At 67.9% G+C, this 19,516-nt stretch carries 18 protein-coding genes and 1 pseudogene; 8 read left to right on the top strand and 11 right to left on the bottom strand.

Features of this window, described 5'->3' with window-relative positions; genetic code table 11:
• Positions 1-146: 146 nt before the first annotated feature.
• Positions 147-545, top strand: a complete 399-nt coding sequence (locus OG798_RS03815; protein WP_323138789.1) for a maleylpyruvate isomerase N-terminal domain-containing protein — start codon at positions 147-149, stop codon at positions 543-545.
• Between the two features lie 407 nt (positions 546-952).
• Here OG798_RS03815 and OG798_RS03810 read toward each other — a convergent pair whose 3' ends face one another.
• Both OG798_RS03810 and OG798_RS03805 read right to left on the bottom strand, forming a co-directional pair.
• Entirely contained in the window at positions 953-1,465 is a 513-nt protein-coding gene (locus OG798_RS03810; RefSeq protein ID WP_328756257.1) for a hypothetical protein, read from the bottom strand.
• A gap of 266 nt (positions 1,466-1,731) precedes the next feature.
• Positions 1,732-2,589 (bottom strand): MBL fold metallo-hydrolase, encoded by an 858-nt coding sequence (locus OG798_RS03805; protein ID WP_328756256.1) that lies wholly within the window; start codon positions 2,587-2,589, stop codon positions 1,732-1,734.
• A gap of 263 nt (positions 2,590-2,852) precedes the next feature.
• Here OG798_RS03805 and OG798_RS03800 point away from each other — a divergent pair, with 263 nt between their 5' ends.
• Positions 2,853-3,701 (top strand): MBL fold metallo-hydrolase, encoded by an 849-nt coding sequence (locus OG798_RS03800; RefSeq protein WP_267060385.1) that lies wholly within the window; start codon positions 2,853-2,855, stop codon positions 3,699-3,701.
• A gap of 152 nt (positions 3,702-3,853) precedes the next feature.
• The gene (locus OG798_RS03795) at positions 3,854-4,459 is read left to right on the top strand and encodes a CGNR zinc finger domain-containing protein (protein WP_267060384.1); all 606 of its coding nucleotides are present in this window, start codon (positions 3,854-3,856) and stop codon (positions 4,457-4,459) included.
• An 84-nt stretch (positions 4,460-4,543) separates the two neighbouring features.
• Here the strand turns inward: OG798_RS03795 and OG798_RS03790 are convergent, their stop codons facing one another.
• On the bottom strand, positions 4,544-5,197 hold the full coding sequence (locus OG798_RS03790) for a hypothetical protein (RefSeq protein ID WP_328756255.1): 654 nt from the start codon (positions 5,195-5,197) through the stop codon (positions 4,544-4,546).
• Positions 5,198-5,676: 479 nt separating this feature from the next.
• Between OG798_RS03790 and OG798_RS03785 the strand changes: the two genes are divergently transcribed.
• Complete coding sequence (locus tag OG798_RS03785) at positions 5,677-6,783, top strand: alkene reductase (RefSeq protein WP_328756254.1); 1,107 nt, start codon at positions 5,677-5,679, stop codon at positions 6,781-6,783.
• Here OG798_RS03785 and OG798_RS03780 read toward each other — a convergent pair.
• From OG798_RS03780 to OG798_RS03750, 7 genes are all read right to left on the bottom strand, one after another.
• Complete coding sequence (locus OG798_RS03780) at positions 6,769-6,990, bottom strand: hypothetical protein (protein ID WP_328756253.1); 222 nt, start codon at positions 6,988-6,990, stop codon at positions 6,769-6,771. The two genes, OG798_RS03785 and OG798_RS03780, sit on opposite strands and share 15 nt — an antisense overlap.
• 107 nt (positions 6,991-7,097) lie before the next feature.
• Positions 7,098-7,505, bottom strand: a complete 408-nt coding sequence (locus OG798_RS03775; protein ID WP_095858384.1) for an ester cyclase — start codon at positions 7,503-7,505, stop codon at positions 7,098-7,100.
• Positions 7,506-7,621: 116 nt separating this feature from the next.
• Complete coding sequence (locus OG798_RS03770) at positions 7,622-8,491, bottom strand: carbohydrate ABC transporter permease (RefSeq protein ID WP_328756252.1); 870 nt, start codon at positions 8,489-8,491, stop codon at positions 7,622-7,624.
• Positions 8,488-9,462, bottom strand: a complete 975-nt coding sequence (locus OG798_RS03765) for a carbohydrate ABC transporter permease (protein WP_328756251.1) — start codon at positions 9,460-9,462, stop codon at positions 8,488-8,490. The genes OG798_RS03770 and OG798_RS03765 overlap by 4 nt, the downstream gene beginning before the upstream one ends.
• On the bottom strand, positions 9,456-10,805 hold the full coding sequence (locus OG798_RS03760; protein WP_328756250.1) for an ABC transporter substrate-binding protein: 1,350 nt from the start codon (positions 10,803-10,805) through the stop codon (positions 9,456-9,458). Before OG798_RS03760 ends, OG798_RS03765 begins: the two co-directional genes overlap by 7 nt.
• A complete protein-coding gene (locus OG798_RS03755; protein WP_328756249.1) occupies positions 10,802-11,800 on the bottom strand; it encodes a GNAT family N-acetyltransferase in 999 nt (332 codons plus the stop codon). The genes OG798_RS03760 and OG798_RS03755 overlap by 4 nt, the downstream gene beginning before the upstream one ends.
• A gap of 135 nt (positions 11,801-11,935) precedes the next feature.
• On the bottom strand, positions 11,936-13,132 hold the full coding sequence (locus tag OG798_RS03750; protein ID WP_328756248.1) for an exo-beta-N-acetylmuramidase NamZ family protein: 1,197 nt from the start codon (positions 13,130-13,132) through the stop codon (positions 11,936-11,938).
• A gap of 609 nt (positions 13,133-13,741) precedes the next feature.
• Here OG798_RS03750 and OG798_RS03745 point away from each other — a divergent pair.
• The 4 genes and pseudogenes from OG798_RS03745 to OG798_RS56395 form a co-directional block, all read left to right on the top strand.
• Positions 13,742-14,686 (top strand): LysR family transcriptional regulator, encoded by a 945-nt coding sequence (locus tag OG798_RS03745; RefSeq protein ID WP_267060379.1) that lies wholly within the window; start codon positions 13,742-13,744, stop codon positions 14,684-14,686.
• Positions 14,687-14,789: 103 nt separating this feature from the next.
• Positions 14,790-15,524 (top strand): YoaK family protein, encoded by a 735-nt coding sequence (locus OG798_RS03740; protein WP_328756246.1) that lies wholly within the window; start codon positions 14,790-14,792, stop codon positions 15,522-15,524.
• A 34-nt stretch (positions 15,525-15,558) separates the two neighbouring features.
• The gene (locus OG798_RS03735; protein WP_328756245.1) at positions 15,559-15,780 is read left to right on the top strand and encodes a hypothetical protein; all 222 of its coding nucleotides are present in this window, start codon (positions 15,559-15,561) and stop codon (positions 15,778-15,780) included.
• Positions 15,722-15,870: pseudogene (locus tag OG798_RS56395) on the top strand (IS630 family transposase); the annotation flags it as partial. The gene OG798_RS03735 and the pseudogene OG798_RS56395, both read left to right, overlap by 59 nt.
• 192 nt (positions 15,871-16,062) lie before the next feature.
• On the opposite strand, the gene OG798_RS03730 reads toward OG798_RS56395, so the two are convergent.
• The gene (locus tag OG798_RS03730; protein ID WP_328756244.1) at positions 16,063-19,437 is read right to left on the bottom strand and encodes a GH92 family glycosyl hydrolase; all 3,375 of its coding nucleotides are present in this window, start codon (positions 19,435-19,437) and stop codon (positions 16,063-16,065) included.
• Positions 19,438-19,516 lie beyond the last annotated feature (79 nt).

Here is a 19,516-nt window from a genome sequence, read left to right as displayed (position 1 = left end):
GACCCTGGTGGTGGGTGCAGGCGCGAAGGGCGGATGCTTCGGGGCCCGTCTCGCGCGGGCCGGGTGACCTTCCTGGTGCGGGCCGGGCGCGCGCAGCTACGGCCGGAATCCGACGTATCCACTCTGGCCAGTGAAGTTCATCCGACCTGCGCTGGCTGGTAGTTGAAGCGTTTCGGCTTGAGGCGGGGCAGCTCGCCCAGGCGATGACTGAGGTTTCGGCGGCCGAGTGGGGTCTGCCGACTCGGTGTGCACCGTGGAAGGTGAGCGACTTGCTGGCTCATGTTCGGGTGGTGATTGCCTGGCTGCCGGGCATGCAGGCCGCGCCGGCGCCGACCTGTGCCGAGGTCTCGGCAGCGGAGTACTACCGGCCCGACGACCGTTTCGCTCCGGGCATCAACGCGGCTGATCGCTGGGCAGCGGCACTGGAGAAGCTGGGCTGGGGTCAGCTTCGCTTTCTGCGCAAGGCGACGGGGCGCGAGCCGATCACCAGGGAGGAAGCATCGGACGTCAGCCGCCTGGGCATCCGATGGCTCACGCTGGGTTGAGAACGTCGCCAACTGACGCCACCCGAAAGACGGTTCTCAATCGCGTTCTCATGGCCCGGGACGAGGCCGGGGAATGAGGCCGGGGAATACGGAATCGCTTCTCCGTCCCCCTGGCCGGCGAAGTTGTCCCTGCTTGAGCAGGCGTTGACTGAGGCCGGCGCGCGACCGTGAACCCGAGCGCGCGCCGGCATCATTTCTGACCATCTACGGAACGGTTCTCCTGCCACCGCTGCACTGCCGTTTGTACGGCCTCTTCGTCTTCGAGAGCATGGGCACCGGATGCGCCTGCGGCACCGAGGATCAACTGTCCACACCCACGGTGGCCAACCCTGACGCGCGTCGGACACCGCTCCGGCCGTACCGAGGACGGCCTCAGTCAGCCCTTTGAGCAGGACCGTCCGGAACAGTCACAGGGTCAGTTGTGGGGGCACCTCGCCGCCGAGCAGGGTGACCAGCCGGGCGAGGAGGGCGTCGAGTTCACGGCCGACGTCGGTGATGCTCGGGTCTCCGTAGCTGGCGAACAGCAGGCTCGGCTGGTCGATGGCCAGTTTCGTGTTGACGTCGAGGTCGCTGTACAGGAGGGTCCGCAGGGGGGCGTGGAGCATGACCGATGGGTCGTGGCTGTACATGCGTTCGGCGATGGTGTGGTTGCCCATGAGGTACTGGGTGGCCTTCCAACAGGACGCCGATCCGTTCATCACAGCGGTGATGTCGCTGCGGTAATAGCGCATGAAGCCGTGCGGAGCGTTGATCTCGGCCAGTTCGAGCGTGGCCTGCCAGGAGGTCATGTCGGAGAAGCGGCCGAGATCGGCCTCCGGGACGAGGGTTTCGTAGTGCTCGCGGGCCGCGTCGTAGGGAGTGGCGAGCCCCACGACAAGCCGCCGGGCGGCGTGGTCGATGACGTCGGTACGCGTGGTCATCTGAAATTCCTCCGGGAAAAGGCAATCGGGCTCCTGCAGAGCGGGGCGGGGAAAATTCGAACGCCGCCTTCCATGTCTCGAGGTTCGCAGCCCGCCGCGTGGCCTGGCGCGGCCACGAAGCTGCGGTGACGTGTTCTCGACCTTCGACTTCCTGGCCTGGTGGGCCACCCGGATTGCGTAGCGTGAAGTTACTCAGGTGACCGGCGATGTCCTGCCGGCACCGTTCGTGTCAGCCGCTGCGCTGGCGCCACGACGGCTCTTCCTAGTCACTTTCCCAGTAGCCCGACCGCTCCGTACCACACCGGACCGGGGTTGAGCCGATCCGGGTAGAGCCCTGTCATCCGGTCGAAGAACTCGCGGGCCGTCGGGTTTTCGTCGAGCAGCCGAATGGCGTCCAGCAGGTACTGCCGGGTTCTGTCGAGAATGGCGGGATCGTCCGGTAGATCTTTGTTCTTGTGGCCGGCCACAACCGTGCGCGGCTCGAGCGTGGCGACGCGATCGATGGCCGCAAGCCATTCCTGCAGGCCGCCATTGCCGCCTTCGAGGATGTACTGGTGCACCCCGTTGTAGGCGACATCGCCGGCCACTATGAGGCCGATGGACGGCACGTGCAGGACGGACGTCTCGTCGGTGTCCGTGTGTCCGACCTCGACGGCTTGGATGAGGTTGCGCTCCAGCTGGAAGCCGTCGGCGGGAATGGGCTGGGCCAGAACCGGGCTGTCGGGGATCAGGCCGGGGAAGCGCTTGTCCCACATCTGTTCGCGCCCGTCGGTGGCCTGCTGGTGCATGACCTCGATGGTGCCGCGGGTCGCGTAGGCAGTGACGCCGGGGAATCGCTTCACGAGTTCCGCGGTACCGAACCAGTGATCGCCGTGCCCGTGGGTGGAGTAGATGTGGGTCAGGCGCCTGCCGGACCGCTCGACCCAGTCACCGACCTGTTCGGTCTGTTCACGGGTGAAAGGCGGATCGACCAGGACGGCGTCCTCTTCCCCGAAGATCAGCGTCGAGGTCAGGGGTGAGGAAACGAGCCGGTCGCCGTTCGGCAGACGTTCCTCGCCGGCCCGGGGTGTGCCGTCCGAAACGAAGGTCTCGTACTCCAGAGAGCTGGGCGCGGATGCGGTCATGATGACTCCTCTCTGAGGGGCAACGTGCGGCCCGCGCGGTCGTCTGGCCACGTACCTGCCGCGGCGGACTGCTTGCGCAGCGAAACTCAATGCCCCACACGATGACGACCATTCGACATAATCATACACGCATTGCATCTGTCGTTTAGTCGAGTTAGTTTCGGCTGAAGAAGTACGACAAGCCAGGCAGTATGTACGGGTATCGACATGGCTGATCGGTTACAGCTCTCTCGTGGCTGCCTCTGAGTCCCAAGGAAGCGATCATGCCCGGAGCGCAACTGAGCTGGAGTGTCCACGTGGCGCCGTCGATCCCCACCGAGATCGCGGACCTGCCGCCCGACACACCCCGGCGCATGTGGTCGCCCATCACGGCCACACTGATCAAGGGCGAGCGCGACGCGGTGCTGGTTGACGCGCTGATGACCGCCGAGCAGGCCGACCGGCTGGCCGAGTGGGTTGCGGCGAGCGGCATGAACCTCACCACGGTCTTCGTGACCCACGGGCACGGTGACCACTGGTTCGGGCTGGGCACCCTTCTTGAACGCTTCCCGGGAGCGCGTGCGGTGGCGACGCCGGCGGTGGTGGAGCAGATGAAGAAGCAGATGGCGCCGGAGTTCGTCGCGTCGTTCTGGGACAAGCGCTTCCCCGGCCAGATCCCGGACAGGCTCGTGGCCGCGGAGCCGCTGGCCGGCGATCGGCTGGAGCTGGAGGGCCACGATCTCGTCGTCGTGGGACTCGGGCACACGGACACCGATGACACCACCTGTCTGCACGTGCCGTCGATCGGCCTGGTCGTGGCCGGAGACGCCGTCTACAACGATGTTCACCTCTACCTCGCGGAATCGCCCGCCGAGGGCCGCCGAGCCTGGTTGGACGCGCTCGACACCATCGCCGCATTGGAGCCGGAAGCGGTGGTCGCGGGACACAAGAACCCCGATCGTCCGGACGACCCGAGGGCAATCGCCGAGACCCGGCGCTACATCCACGACTTCGAGGCGGTCGCAGAGCGCACCACGACCACTCTCGACCTTTATCGCGGCATGTTGGAACTGCATCCTGGCCGAGTCAACCAGGGCGCACTGTGGGGCTCGGCGAGGTCCGCCAAGGGCTGAGCGGCACAGCCTGCATGGGCGAACCCATCGGGCCCTGCGCGGGACTTCGGGAAGCCGACACTCGTCATTCGGAGAGTTACACTTTCAGACGTAATAAGTAAATAGGCTATGGACATGTTGCTGTAGCTGCCGTCACCGAAAGAGATCCGCGAATGTCCTGGACTGCGACAGCCCGATACGGCCTGGAGCCCGCCACGGGCGGGCTGGCCTTCGTGCAGGACCTGCTCAACACGCTGTCCGCCGGCAAGCCCCGGGAGCCCGACCTTCTGCAGACCGTTGAGGGCGCCCGTGCTTGGCTCGACCAGGCATTGAAGAGCTGGAGTGGCGTGTCCCACCGGCCCGCACCCGGCATCGAACTGACAGCCGAGGACGTGCAGGGCCTGCGCGACTTCCGTCATGACCTGGGTCAGAGCCTCCACGCGCAGCTCGGTGACTCGGCGACGGAACCCGGCCCAGCGGCTTCACTGATGACCTTGCCCACCGCACTGCGGCTCGATGAGCACGGAGCCATCCATGCCGAGCCCCGCGGTACGGGATGGCGGCAGGTGGCGTCACTCGCCCTCATCGAGGTCTACCAGGCGCAGTGCACCGACACCCTGCGCCGCCTGAAGTCGTGCCGAAACACGCGCTGCCTGGTTGCCTTCTACGACCGCTCCCGCAACAACAGCGGCGTCTGGCACGACGTCCACGTCTGCGGCAACGCGGCCAACCTGCGCAACTATCGTGCGCGCAAGCGGGCCGGAGCCGATCAGGTCTGACAGCCGGCCCTCCGGTGAGCAGGGCTTGCCGTCACTCGGATGCGCTCCTCGGCGAGGAGCCAGGGCTCCGCTTGGCTGGTGCTGTCAGGAGTAGTGGACGTCGCGCAGGTCGATACTGACCATGAGGTGATCGTGGTCGGGACGCCCGTCGGACCGGCGGAGGTACGCGCGACGCTTGGTCGGGAACTTGATTCCGTCTGCTTCATCGATGTCGTAGACGTACTGCGCGGCCGCGAAGCCGCCGGCGATGTCAACGTGGTAGTCGTGGCGCCTGAGCAGATAGTCGTCCCCGAAGTAGAAGTCCTGCACGGTGCTGTGGCTTGCGATGTCGTCCGGGAAGGTGACCCGCAGATGACGCCATCGCTCAGTCGACGACTCGTTCCACGGTTCCGCCTCCTCTACGCCCATGCCGTTCATGGTCGCGAAGAACGGCGTGGTGAGGTACGTCCATAGGGCGTAGCCGTTGAAGTAGGCGCGGTCCAGCGGATCCCAGGGCGTTTCCAGGGTGTGTCCACGGAATGACGCTCGTGGAGTGAAACGTTCGGCTACGACGGTGCCGTCGGCGCGTTCGATCGCGATGCGGTCGGGTGTGAAGTTTGAGCGCTGTTCGGGAGCCCCGAAGGGGCGCACTGAAGCGTGTTCCTTGTGCATGTCGACAGTCATCCGGCGTGGCTGGAGGTCCTGGGACAGGCCCTTGGCCGCGAAGAGCTCTCCGTCACTGACGATGGTGGCAGTCACGGTTGCGAGCTGGTTCCATCGCTCCGTGCCGCCATGAGCCTTGAGAACTGCTGAGAGCAGGTTGGTCACATCTCCTCCAACGGCCGGCGAGCCGGGTGCTCGGCTCGCGCCTCACGGAGCCTTGAAGGGCCGGAGTTCTTGGAAGGGCCCGAAGTTCTTTGATGCCGAAGGCTCTGCGACTCAGCCGACCGGCTTGTGGCGGAGCCGGGACCGCCCGGACGAGTCCTGCCTGTCAGGTGAAGTATGCGTCTTCGATGTCGATCGCGAGACTCGGCCTCGGAGTCCACGGCGTCGAAGCGTATGTTCCCGTCGACGGCGGGGGTCGTCTTGGAGCACAGATATTGGCTTTAGTGTGGATGAGTGCTACGGTCGAGATAAAGCACAATCCCGTGCCTTAAGGGGCGGTGCGGTGCCGCACGAGATGCCGCCCATCGCCTCCCGGGATCTTCCTGGCCCCGTTCTCACATCAGGAGTCACATATGAGCTCGACACAGTCCTTGCTTCTGCCGTACCAGATGCGCGACGTCTCTCTGACGAACCGCGTGGTCATGGCCCCGTTGACGCGGAGTCGTGCACGCAATCACGATCTCCTGCCCACTGATCTCCACGTCGAGTACTACGCTCAGCGGGCATCAGCCGGCCTGATCATCTCCGAGGGCGTGTGGATCAGCCGTGACGCGGTCGGATGGCATGACGTTCCGGGGCTGTTCACCGATGAGCAAGTCGCCCACTGGAAGCGGGTGACAGATGCGGTCCACCTCGCAGGTGGTGTCATCTTCGCTCAGCTGTGGCACACCGGGTCCGCTTCTCACCCCGACTTCTTCGACGGCCGCCCGCCTCTTGCGCCGTCGGCCGTCAACCCGGGGCTACTGTCCCCGACATCGGCTGGCCGCCAGCCCACCGTGGAGCCCCGGGCCATCTCGGCGTACGACCTCCGGCAGACGATCGCCGACTATGCGGTGGCGGCTCGCAACGCCATGGCGGCGGGATTCGACGGGGTGCAGCTGCAGGCAGGCTTCAACTACCTGATCAGTCAGTTCCTGAACCCCCGCACCAATCTGCGCACGGACCACTACGGCGGCTCGATCGAGAACCGCGCCCGCTTCCTCTTCGAGATCATCGAGGCCGTCGGTGAGTTCGTCGACCTGCGGCGTGTCGGTGTGAAAGCCGGACCCGCCTGGTCCGAGACAGGAGAATTCGTCTCCGGGGACGAGGCGCTGGCCGACAGCGAGTACGTGCTCGGACGGCTCAACGACTATGGACTGTCCCATCTCCTGCTCATGGGGATGATGGTCGACCCCACCGGAGGACCGTTGGAGGAACTGGCCGGCGATGGCATGTTCCGGCACTTCCGGAAGGTCTATCAAGGCACCATCATGGCGAACGTCGGGTTCGACCAGCACCGAGGGAACGCGATTTTGAGCGACGGCCTGGCGGATCTGGTCGCCTACGGGCAGCCGTTCGTCGCCAATCCGGATCTGCCGGCTCGGATCGCCTCCCACGCCCCGCTCGCCGAACCGAAGAAGGACCTCTTCTACGGCCCGGATGCCGCCGGATACACCGATTACCCACTACTGGAAGGGTGAAGCGGGACCGAACCACTCCTCGGGGAAGTCGTCGCCGTACATCGGCAGGCCGCTCAGGGATTCCTTCCGCGAGGCTTCCGCCTCGATCACGTCCCAGTGCTCCACCAGGATGCCGCCCTCGATGCGGACGAAGTCGACGGCGATCCACGGCGCGGGCTGCCCGGTCCTCCGCGCCTGGACCCACAACTGCGCCGCGCAGGTCCACACCGCACGCGCCGCCTATGACCAACGCACCGCCACGACGGCAAGGGCCCCTCGGAAGGGACCCCCTCCGCGATGCGCCCCCACCCCGGGAGCTGTCGACCGGTACTTGATCAGGCGAGACCGAGCTGACGGAGCATGCCGAGCTCATCGCTGCTACCCCAGCGCTCGACCATCTTCCCGTCGGCGAAGCGGCTGATCTGCATGCCTCGGTAACTCACCGTCTTTCCCGTCGGACTGTGCCCCATCAGTTCACCGAGATGTGTGCCCGTGATGGTGTAGGCGAACGCGACTTCGTCGTCGGTGGCCATGACGTGCTCGACCTCGATGTGCAGATCGGGGAAGGCCCGCCTCATCGTGCCGAACATCTCCTCATAACCCTCCGGTCCCGGAACCTGTCCTGGGGCCGGGTCATGGTCCACAGAGTCGGGCGCCACGTATTCCTCGAGCTCGCCGAGGTGGTCAGTGTTCACCGCTGATCCGAAGGCCTCCAGGACGGCGGCGTTGCTGCTGCGCGACATGACGCGCTCCTTGACGTTGCAGCCCTGGGCGTACACATCGACGATGTGCAGTCGCCCCTTCCTCCCATCCACGATAGGTGTGGCGGTCTGAGGCGGCCTGCTGGCGGCTGCGTTCTTCACTTCAGGCCGCTGAGCATGACGCCTCGGATGTAGTACTTCTGGAGCAGCAGGAAGAGGATCAGGACCGGCAGGATGCTCAGGACGAGGCCGGCCATGACGATGGGCATCGTGCGGGTCGGGTCGACGTAGTCCTGCAGGAGCTGGATGCCGACGGGCAGGGTCATCACGTCCGGGTTGGCGGTCGAGACGAGCAGCGCCCAGATGTACTCGTTCCAGGCGTCGACGAACGTCAGCAGCCCGAGCGTCACCATGACCGGCTTGGTCTGCGGCACCACGATCCGCCACCACACGGCGAACTCGCCTGCCCCGTCGATGCGCGCGGCCTCGAGGACCTCGTCCGGGATCGAGACCATGAACTGACGCATCAGGAAGATTCCGAAGCCGTTGACGAGGAACGGCATGGCGAGCGCCGTGATGCTGACGGTCAGGCCGGCGCCGCCACGCCCGAACAGGTCGTTGCCGCCCACGAGCGGCCAGTGCACCAGGATCAGGAAGTGCGGGATGAAGAAGAGGAACGGGGGGAACATCATCGTCGACAGCACAAGGCGGAAGATGAAGTTCCGGCCGGGGAAGCGGAGTTTGGCGAGCGCGTAGCCGGCGAGCGACGACGTGAGCAGCACCGATCCGGTGATCAAGGCGGTGGCGATGACACTGTTGCGGAAGAGCACCGGCAGATCGAGCTGGTCGATCGCCGCCCGGTAGTTGGACAGGTCGAACGCCTCGGGCAGGAACCGGTACGGCAGCGTGCCGGACTCGCCGGGCCCCTTGAACGACGTCATCACCATGTCGAGGAACGGCACCACCGTGAGCACGGCGCCGGTCACGACCACCAGATACGAGAACCACGGGAAGCGGCGGCGGATCATGTGTCCTCTCCCTTGAGTCGGAAGATCCACAACTGCACGAGGGTGACCACGAGGACCACCGCGAACAGCACGAAGGCGGCGGCGCTCGCAGTGCCCCAGTCGCCGTACGAGAAGGCCTGGCGGTACATCTCCAACGCGGCGACATTGGTCGCGTCACCCGGTCCGCCCTTGGTCATCACGATGATCAGCGCGAACGACTGCAGGCCGGTGATGAACTGCGTGATGCACACGAACAGCAGGGACGGCCGCAGCAGCGGCAGTGTGATCTTCCAGAAGACGGTGACGGGCCCGGCACCGTCCAGCGCGGCGGCCTCGTAGTACGAGTCCGGAATGGACTTCAGCCCGGCGGTCAGGATGAGGATCGCTGTGCCGACCGAAGCCCATGCCTGTACGACCACGACCGCGGGCAGCGCGGTGTCCGGGTCCTGGAGGAACGCCACCGAGCCGAGCCCGAGTGCGTTGAGGACGCCATTGACGAGGCCGCCCGGCTCGTACATGTACTTCCATACGTTGCCGATGGCTACGACGGTCGTGACGATCGGCAGGAAGTACAGGGTGCGCCACAGCCCTTGGAGCCGCAGCTTGTCGATGCAGTTGGCGACGAGCACGGAGCCGGCGAGCGCGAGGGCCACGGTGCCCAGGGCGAACAGAAGCGTATTGGTGAGGATCGGCGCCAGGAACGTCGATCCGTCCACGAAGAGGTCGGCGAAGTTGTCCAGGCCGACCGGATCGATGTCGCCTAGGTCGAACCCGGCCCAGCGAGACATCGACAGCAGCAGCGCGAAGCCGAGCGGCAGGATCAGGAAGACCGCGAAGAACAGCAACGTCGGGGCCAGGAAGAGATAGCCGACGACAGCCTGGCGGCGTCGGAGCCGGGTCCGGCGGCGGCCGTCGACGGCGGACCCGGTGGACCCGGCGTCCCGCGGGCTGTGCACCCGCTCGGTCGTCTCCGGTGCCAAGGCGTTCACCATGAGCGCGACACCTCCTCATCGACCTGACGGCGGATGGTGCGCAGTGACTCGTCGACCGACTGCTGACCGGTCCACAACGCCTCGATGTTCTTGCGCAGCAGCGACTTGGCCTGCTGCGCGCCCACTACGTTCGGCTCCGGCACCGCGTACGCCAGCGCGTCCAGGAACGGGCGCAGGTTCGGATCGCTGCCTTCGCTCAGGAGTGTCCGCATGTCCTCGGCGCGGCCGGTCAGGGAGCCGACCGACACCTGCAGGGAGCTCATCCGGGTCGCTGTCGCACCCTTCTTGGCGCTCTTGACGCTCACCTTCTCGGTGTTGAGCCAGCGCAGGAACTCCCAGGCCTCGCGCGGGTGTTCACTGGCCGTGTTGACCCCCAGCATGAAGCCGGTGGAGAGCGTGGCGCGTCTGTCGTCCGCCTCAGGGACGGGCAGCGGCGCGACGCCGACATCGCGGTAGTCCTTGCCCATCTCGGTCTTCAGGCTTCCGGTCCACCAGCCGGCGCTGACCACCATGGCCACCTGTCCGGACTGGAACGCCTTGTAGACGTTGACGCCGGGGGCGCTCGCACCTTTGACGACGAGGCGGTGCTCCAGATCGAACACGGCCCGGCCGGCCGGCGAGTCGATGGCGGTGCTCCTGCCGTCCGCGGAGACGAACGTTCCGCCGGCGGCGTTGAGCAGGGCGAGCGTCTGGCCGACGGTGGTGGAGTCGTCGTAGGTCGACAGCCCGAACCCCTGGACCAGCGTGTTGCCGTACCCGTCCCGCCTGGCGGTGCGGTAGGCCGCGTCCTCCAACTCACGCCAGGTGCGCGGAGGGCGCGCGATACCGGCCTCGCGCAGCAGCCGTTTGTTGTAGTAGAGGGCGTACGTCTGCACCTCGGTGGGGTAGCCGTAGATCTTGCCCCCCACCGACGAGGCGCCGACCGCGGCCCCGCCGTAGCCGCGCCTGATCTCCTCGGTGTGCTCGGACGGAGCGGGCCGCAGGACGCCGGCCTGGACGAGCTGGCCGTTCCACAGACAGTACGGATGGAGGATGTCGGCGCCCTGGCCCGCGGCCTGCCGGACCATGAACGTGGTCAGGAGGTCCGTGAACTCGACGGCCTTCGTCCGCACCTTGACCCGGTCATGAGTGGCGTTCCACTCGTCGACCGGGCGCTGCAGGGCCTCCTTGAGCGTACCGCTCGCGTAGTGGGAGAGCAGGGTGAGGACGATCGGATCCCCGGGCCGCCCGGTGCCCTGGTGCGGCGCGGCGCATCCAGAAGCTCCGGAGACGAGCAGCGCCGAGGGGAGCACAAGCGCGAAGTGACGGCGGCTCAGGCCGCCGGTGCGGTGTGACGGCGTCATCGGGCGGCCTCCCGGCGCATCACGCGAAACACCCGGGTCGTGGTGAAACCGCTCTTGCGGTACAGGTGGCCCGCCGGGGACTGCTCGCCGGTCCACAGGAACCACGCGGAGTGCGCGCGGCGCGCCCGCATCCGCTCCAGGACCAGGTGGAGCAGGACCTTGCCGATTCCGGTGCCGCGCATCTCCTCCAGCACGCCGAACGGCCCGAACCGCTCGTCCACCGAATCGAACGTGCCGTGCATCGCCCAGCCGACCAGGCGGCCCGAAGGGTCCCGGGCGACGACGATCCGGTCGAGCGGTGTGCCCGCGGCCAGACACTGCCGGATCGTGCACGCCCAGTCCGGGCCGAAGTGGTTCCCGGCGAGTGCGAACAGGTCCACCAGGTCGTCGTCGCACGGCGTGGCGAACCGGTAGCCCTGCGCCGTCAGTTCGTCCAGGCGGCACGCGACATCCTCCGGGATGCGATAGCCGACCAGGCCGCGGTCCATCGCCGCCGCCTCGTACAGCGTGCGAAAGCCCAGGGACTCAAGCAGCCCGGCCGCTTCCGGGTACGCCTCGGCGTCCAGGCCGGGGAGGACGTAGTCCGGGGTGTACGAGGAGAAGTCCACCCGTGTGCGGCCGTGGCTCTCCAGCCAGTCGAGGGCGTCGGTCAGCAGTCGACGGCCAAGGCCGCGCCCCCGGGTGGCCGGGTCGACGAAGAAGAACGGGATCCAGCCCTGCTCCGGCTCCAGGTTGGTGCCGGTCATCGGCGTCAGCCGGCGCACCGCGTAGGCCGCGCCGACGACACGGTCGCCGTCGACGGCGACCCGAAGTCCCTCCGGATCGAAGTTGGCGTCGAGCAGCACCAGGGAGCGGAAGCGGTCCGGGGTGATGGAGTCGGCCGGCGCACTCCGGCGCCACGCCTCCACCAACCCCGGGCCGTCGCCCGCGCCGAAGCCACGAATCTCGACCCGGGATGTCGTCGTGCGATCGGTCGTCGACGGGGTTGTCATCATCAATGGGGTTGTCCTTCCATACGCGGATCACGGACGGCGTCGAACGACGCCCGCAGCGACGGCGTCGGCGACGGGGCTGGGCGTGGCGTTGGTGATGACAGCGGGCAACGCGTCGCGGCGGCGGGCCAGGAGGTCTCAGGAGTAGAGCAGCACGTCGTCGCCGGCCCACCGGCCGGGCGGCGCCGGTGGATCGCACAGCGGCAGCGGGTCGTCGCCCGCGTCGACGGCGCGCCGCAACCGGTCGGACCCCCACAGCAGATCGATGAAGTGACGGTGGCCGGTCCCCTCCACGCCGCCGTCCGAGGTGCGCCAGCCGAAGTCGTCCGGGTACAGCCGCCGTAGCGTGGCGAGCATCGCGACGGCCGTACGCACGGGCGCGAACACCTCGCGATCGGTGATGTGGAGCTGGACCCCGCGCAGCGGCCGTCCGGCGTGTTTGTGGAAGGTCGGTACGTACCGCAGATCACGGAAGTGCACTCCAGGCAGGGCGAGCTCGGCGAGCGAGGGCGCGAACCGCGCGTCGATGTACGGGGCCCCGACGATCTCGAAGGGCTGCGTGGTACCACGGCCCTCCGAGAGATTCGTCCCCTCGAACAGACAGGTGCCGGGGTAGAACGTGGCAGTGGCCGGCGTCGGGACGTTCGGCGAGGGCGCGACCCACGGCAGGCCGGTGGCCTGCGCGTCCATGGCGCGCTGCCAGCCGGCCGCTTCGATCACCGTCAAGTCAGCGGCATTGCCCGCCACTTGGGGCACGGCCGAGGCGTTGAGATATCGGGCGAGTTCGCCGCAGGTGAGGCCGTGGCGGACGGGTACCGCCGCGCGCCCGACGAAGCTGGCCCACGCCGGGTCGAGCAGCGGGCCCTCGCTGACGAGCCCGCCGAGGGGATTCGGCCGGTCGGCGACCACGAACCGTACGCCCGTACGAGCCGCCGAGACCATCAGGTCGAACATGGTCCACACGTAGGTGTAGAACCTGGCCCCGATGTCCTGCAGGTCGTACACGAGGGCGTCGACGCCGCTGTCGACCAGCAGTTTGTCGAGGCGCTCGCCGCCGCACCGGTATGTGTCGTGGACCGGCAGGCCGGTGATGGGGTCCGCCTGCGCGGCCTCGCTCTCGCCGGCCTGTCCGGTCCCGTGCAGCCCGTGCTCGGGACCGAACAGGGCGACCAGTCGCGCGCCGGCCTGGAGCAGCGCGGGCGCGGCCGGGCGCAGGTCGGGGAGGACACCGGTGTGGTTGGTCACCAGCCCGAGCCGTCCGGGCCCGGCCAGTCCGGGCGACGCGTGCAGTCGTGCGATTCCGGGCGTCACCGCGACGCGGTCGGCCGTGCTCATCCGTTGGCCTGTCTGCCGGTGCCCTCGCGAAGCAGTGCTCGGAAATGTACTTGCATGTCCCGGAATGTTGCCATGATTTAGCGCCAGTTCGCGCCAAGAGCGGCCGCGGGAATCTCTTGCGGCGGCCGGGGCGGGGCGGCGGCGCGAGGAGTGTCGGAACGCCTCTGGGAAGCCGCGAGCGGCGCCCCTCACCTCGGTCCCGTACCGAGGGGCGCACGTCGAGCCGGAGGCGCCCTGACAGAACGTCAGATATCTGGCGTCGTCACCCACGTGTGACGAGACTCTGGACACCGCGTTGCGACCGGCCAACTTGCCCCCGCTCCAACTTGGTTGAACTGACCGAGGGATTGACCGTCCGCTACGGACGGCGAACGCCGCCCCGGACTCGCCCGTTGGAGAGGAGCACCACCAGTTCCGCCTCGGCCCGAAGCTGACGGAATCGCGCATCGCGGCGCGGGTGCCGGGGAGGAGCAGTGCCCGGGCGTGCTCCTCGAAATGACGGGGCTCCTTGGGGGGCGTCCAACGGCAGTACGACGCCTGGTCTGGAACAATCAAGCGGCCCCATGCATGGTTCTTCATGTATCGATCGATGTAGGAGATGGGCGTGGGATGGATCTGAGGCATCTGAAGTACTTCCTCGCCGTTGCCGAGACGCGCAACTTCACCCAGGCCGCGGCGAACTCCTACGTCGCGCAGTCCGCGCTGAGCCAGCAGATCGCCCGACTGGAGAAGGAGGTCGGCGCCCAACTGTTCAGCCGTACCAGCCGTTCGGTACGGCTGACCGCCGCCGGTGAACTGCTCGAACCATTGGCCCGGCGCATCCTGGCCGACGTGGACAACGCCCAGGCGGCACTCGACGCGCTGGCGGGTCTGCGACGCGGGCGGCTGCGCCTGGGACTCATGCAGACGCGCGCCTCCTCGTTCGACCTGGTCGAGGTGATGGCCGAGTACCACTCCCGGCACCCGGGAATTGACTTCCACGTGGTCAACGCGCCGAGTTCCGAGATGGCCGCCGCAGTCCTGTCCGGCGCACTCGACCTCGCCGTGGTGGGCCTCGGCCCCCAGCAGGTACCGGAAGGGCTCGACCGTCGAATCCTGGCCGACGACCCGCTCGTCCTGATCGTTCCAGCCGACCATGCCCTGGCCGACCGTGACGTGGTGCACCTGGCCGACCTGCCGGAGAGTCACCAGCTCATCCAGTTCACGACGGGCACCGGGTTGCGCCGCCAGGTCGAGGCCGCCTTCGCGCGCGCCGGGGTGGAACCCGGCCAGCACTTCCAGGTCGGCCAGATCCACGACATGATCCGGCTGGCAGCGCGAGGCATCGGTGTGACGGTCGTACCCCGCTCGACGGTCTTCGGGGTCGGCTCGCTTCTGGGCTCCAACCCCGACGACGTACTGCCGTACGGCGCCCGCGCGCTCCGTCTCGCGGACGACGCGGCGGTGCACCACGTCTGCGCGGTCTACGACAGCAAGCGGCTGGCACCGGCTGCCGCCGCGTTCCTCGACGTGATGGAACGGCACGCCGCAAAGGGCCAGGGGGAGGTCTATTGATCGGCGTGACCGATTGCTGCGCCCGCATCCATATGTTGGACGAAACGCTCGTCGCGCCAGAGGCTGAACGGGAACCGCCCGCCTCACGAATCGGAGCGTTGTCATGCTGGTCGTACTGCGCGACGCATGGGCCACCGTCGTCCCCGACGGAAAAGACCGGCACGGCCCACTCCCGCCGCTGATGCTCGCGCTGACGGTGGTGACCGGCCTCGTGGATGCCTTCAGCTACCTCGGCCTGGGGCATGTCTTCGTCGCCAACATGACCGGCAACGTGGTCTTCTCCGGCTTCGCGATCGCCGGTGCCGCGGGCTTCTCCCTGGCCGCGTCGCTCGCCGCGCTCGCCGCGTTCGCGGTGGGCGCCCTGCTGGGCGGCCGCGTGGCCCATGGGGCGCGTGCGCACCGCGGACGTGTACTGCACCTGGCCCTTGTCGTGGAGACGGTTCTGGTCCTGGCGGCGTACGTCGTCGCCCGGGCCGCCGCCACCCCCTACGCGGGCACCAGCCAGTACGCGCTGATCGCGCTGCTCGGCCTCGCCATGGGCGTGCAGAACGCCGCCGCACGCGCGCTGGCCGTACCCGATCTGACCACGACCGTCCTGACGCTCACCATCACCGGCATCGCCTCCGACAGTCGTGCCGCCGGAGGCCGAGGCAGCAAGGCCGGCCGACGTCTGCTCTCAGCGGCGGCGATGTTCTCCGGCGGCCTCGTCGGCGCCGTCACCATCCTGCACGGGGGCCCGGCCCAGCCCCTGCTGTTCGCCGCGATACTCCTCGCGGCCACAACCATCGCCGCGTTCACGCTGACCCGCTCCGACGCCGCCTGGACCGACCCGCTGTGACCGACCTCGAGCGCCAGGACACCGCGTGTGTCCGGTGCCCGCGTCCTTCGCATGGCGGCGCACCTTCCGGGCAGCCGTACTCGAACTCACCATGACCACAGTCATGTCGTTCGTCGTGGTCACCACGACCCGTCGGCTGATGGGAACCACCGGCGACACCGCGGGCGACTGGTGGAACACACCGCAGGGCAGACTGCTCGCTATTACGGCGTGGCCCGTCGGCCAACACCGCCTTTACCGACGACGAGCATCTTGAACGCACCCTTCGACGGAGACTGCGCCCATTCGGGTCCACCCTGATCCGATCGACGGCTGCCTTGTCGACACCGGACTCACGCTGCGCCACCAGGCTGCGTTCCCCTGGAGTTGGGACTTCGCCGATGTCGAGGTGGACGCTTCCGCGGCCTGCCCGGTAGCAGGAACGCGGCCACGAACGGTTCCAGGTAGGGGATGGCCGGGCGGCCCTGCGCCCGCGTGGGGCCGGTTCCTGGGCTTGTGCCTGGGAACCGGCCCGCATTCGTCGGCGCGTGCCGGGCTCTTACTGGCCGAAGCCGTAGGCGAACAGGTGGTCGGTGCCCGTCGAGCCCGTCACCGGCAGCGTGATCGACGCCACCTGCTTGGACGCGTCGAGCGGGACCTTCGTGGCGAAGACGTAGGTCTTCACGTTGTCCCGACCTCCGCTTCCGGTGTTGCGGTAGGCCGTCGTGACGGCCGTCGTGTCACTCGCGAGCGGCTTGCTCGACCCGCCGTTGAGTGTCCAGTCCGAGAAGCCGACGGTCGCCTGGGAGGTGGTGCCGTCGGTGTAGGTGACGGTCACCGTGCCCGAGACCCCGCTGCCGTCGGTCGGCGCGTTGGCCGCCGAGCCCAGCAGGCCCAGCGACGCACCCGACGTACCGGCCGGCATCGGGATGGTCTGACCGGCCATCTCCAGGTTGTCGAGCTGACCGGATGTCACCGTCGGCCAGGTGTAGGAGATGCCGTCGACCGTGAGGGTGGAGCCGCTGGTGACTCCCGCCGCCGACAGCGCGTTGTGCGAGAACGCCCAACCGCCGCCGTCGAAGCCGCCCGAGTAGCCGGTGCCGTCGGGGTAGATGCCCTCGTTGGTGTCGTACGGCCACAGCGCACCGGCCTTGGCCACGGCCACGCGGAGGGTGGCCCCGCTGAGCGCCGCGCCGGTGCTGTGGTCGGTCAGCGCGAAGGTGACAGGGAAGGTTCCCTCGCTCGTGCCCGCCGTCACATGGACCTTCGCCTCGGCGCTGCCCGAGGCGGGCACCGCCACCGAGCCGGATGTCGTGTCCAGCGTGATGCCGGAGGGCGCCGTCGCCTTCCAGTCGACCGTGACGGCCTTGCCGCCGAGGTTGGTCAGGTCGAGCGTGCCGTCATCGGACGCGCCCGGCTGGAGCACCAGGCCGTCGCTGGAGGGGCCGGTCGCCGCCAGGACCCGGTCGCCGCCCGTGGCGTCGGACGGCGGTGCCGCCGATGGGTCGGACGCCCAGGACTTGTCGGGTTCGGTGCCGAGGGTGAAGTCGACCGTGCCCGCACCCGCGAATTGCTGGTACGTCAGCCAGGAGGTGTTCCACTCCTTGCCCTTGACGTCGAGCGACTGCACGTACGGCGCGTCGGGCGCGGCCTGCGGAGCGTTGATCCGCACCGTCTTGCCGTTGCCGAAGGTCACCTTGGCCACCGGGAACGCCGGGCTGCCGAGCGCCAGGGTGTCCGTGCCCGGGGTCTCCGGGTACATGCCGAGCTCGGACCAGACGTACCAGGAGCTCATCGCGCCGAGGTCGTCGTTGCCGAACGAGCCGACCGGAGCGTTGAAGTACAGGTTCTGCTGGGCCTTGCGGACGGCCGCCTGGGTCTTCCACGGCTGGCCGGTGTAGTCGTACTCCCAGGGGATCTCCACGCTGGGCTCGTTGCTCAGGTCGGCGTCGGTGTTGCCGGGGTGCGTGATGTTGTCGAGCAGGCCGTCCAGGAAGGACGAGTACGCCTTGGCACCGCCCTGCGCCTGGATGAGCTGCCGCAGGTTGAACGGGACCATCGGCGTGTACTGGGCCGAGGTGCCCTCCACGAAGCCGTTGGAGGTGCCGGGGGTGAAACCGGTCGCGAACTGGCCGTCCTTGTTCTTGCCCTGGATGTAGCCGGTCTGCGGGTTGAAGACGTTCATCCAGTCCTGGGCGCGAGTGGCGAACTTGTCGTAGACGGCCGTCTTGCCCAGCGACTTCGCGAAGGCGGCGATGGCGTAGTCGGCGGAGTCGTACTCCAGCTGCGTGGAGACCGGGCCGTAGAAGTTGCAGCAGCCGTAGTCGTTCTCGTCCAGTGGGAGGTAGCCCTTCGCGTCCCGCACCGACTCGCCGGGGCGGTCGTTGTTCGGGGCGGTGGCCTCGTGCTGCAGGGCGGCGAGCGCCTTGTCGGCGTCGAAGCTCCGGGCGCCGAAGGCGTATGCGTCGGCGATGATTCCGGCGGCGGGGTCGCCGACCATCACATAGCTCTCGCCGTTGTTCGAGGCCCACTTGGGCAGCAGGCCCGTCTGGTCGTAGCCGTTGAGCATCGAGGTGACGACGTCGCTGGTGACCTTGGGCTCGACCATCGCCATCAGCTGGGTCTGGGAGCGGTAGGTGTCCCAGCCCGAGTAGTTGGCGTACTGGGCCTGCTGGCCCTTGGCCAGCTTGTGGACCTGGTTGTCCATGCCCATGTACTGGCCGTTGTCGTCGGAGAAGACGTTGGGGTGCAGCAGCGCGTGGTAGAGCGCGGTGTAGAACTGCACCTGCTGATCCGAGGATCCGCCGCCGGTCTGGATCTTGTTCAGCACCGCGTTCCAGGCGTCGTGGTTCGCCTGTTCGACGGCGCCGAGGTTCCAATTCTTGATCTCGGTGGTGAGGTTGTCCGCGGCGTTGGCGTCATTCGTGTACGAGATACCGACCTTCGCGCTCACCGTCGGGGTCGAGGAGGTGTCGAAGGTCAGGTACATGCCGTTCGCACCCGTGGTGGGGGGCTGGACGGACTTGCTCGTGGCGGACGTCCGGGGCGCGGCGTCGGCGCTGGGCGCCGGGGACGGGGTGCTCGTGGACGTGGGGCCGTTCCCGTGCACGGTCGGGGAGGGCGCCGCAGGAACGGTGAAGTGCTTCTCCTTGAGCGGTTTCGACGGGTGCGCCCGCAGGGTCTGCTGGGCCTTGCCCGCCTTCAGCGACGTCGCGCCGGAGTTGATGGTGCTGCCGACCCAGGTGCCGCTCGCGGTGAACGGCTGGTCGAACTTGATGTCGAAGTGCAGCGTGTACCTGTTGCTCGCGCCGCAGAAGTGACCGCTGTCGATCGAGCCGCGGATCTCCTTGTCGTTCACCACCTGGACGCGGGTCCCGTCCACCTGTGTGGCGCCCCCGCTGAGCTTGAACAGCAGGTTCGCCTGCCGGCCCGTGGGGAAGGTGAAGGTGCCCAGGCCGGCGCGGGTGGTGTCGCTCAGCTGGGTCTTGACGCCGTTCGCGTCCGTGACTTTGTAGTACCCGATGCCCGCCTGTTCGTCGTCGTGGCTGAAGCCGACGGACGCATCGCCGAGGTTGCCCGACAGCGCGCCGGTCACCGGCAGGATGGGCAGGTCGCCCGCGACGCCGCAGCCGGGTCCCGAGACATGGGTGAGGCTGAAGCCGGAGATCTTGTTGTCGTTGTACTCGTAGCCGCCGCCCGAGGGGCGGTCGGGCGTCGTGTCGGGACCCCACTGCACCATGCCGGCCGGCATGTCGGGGCCGGGAAAGGTGTCCACCGCGCCGGAGGTGCCGATGAGGGGGTTGACGAGGGACGCGGGGTCCTTCACCAAGGCAGGCGTCGCGGCGCCCGCGGCATGGGCGCTCCCGATCGCCGGGAGTGGGAGTACGGCGATGCCCAGGACGGACACCACCGCCAGGCGTTGGCGGAATCTCATTCGGTCACGTGGCGCCGTAGAACGTCGAGGTCTGACCATCGGTTGCCTCCGCAGCGGTTCACGATTCGCACATCGGTGC

Source organism: Streptomyces sp. NBC_00271 (genome assembly GCF_036178845.1).
GTDB lineage: Bacteria > Actinomycetota > Actinomycetes > Streptomycetales > Streptomycetaceae > Streptomyces.
The sequence above is the reverse complement of the archived record's forward strand: the minus strand, read 5'-3'. Positions and strand labels throughout refer to the sequence as shown.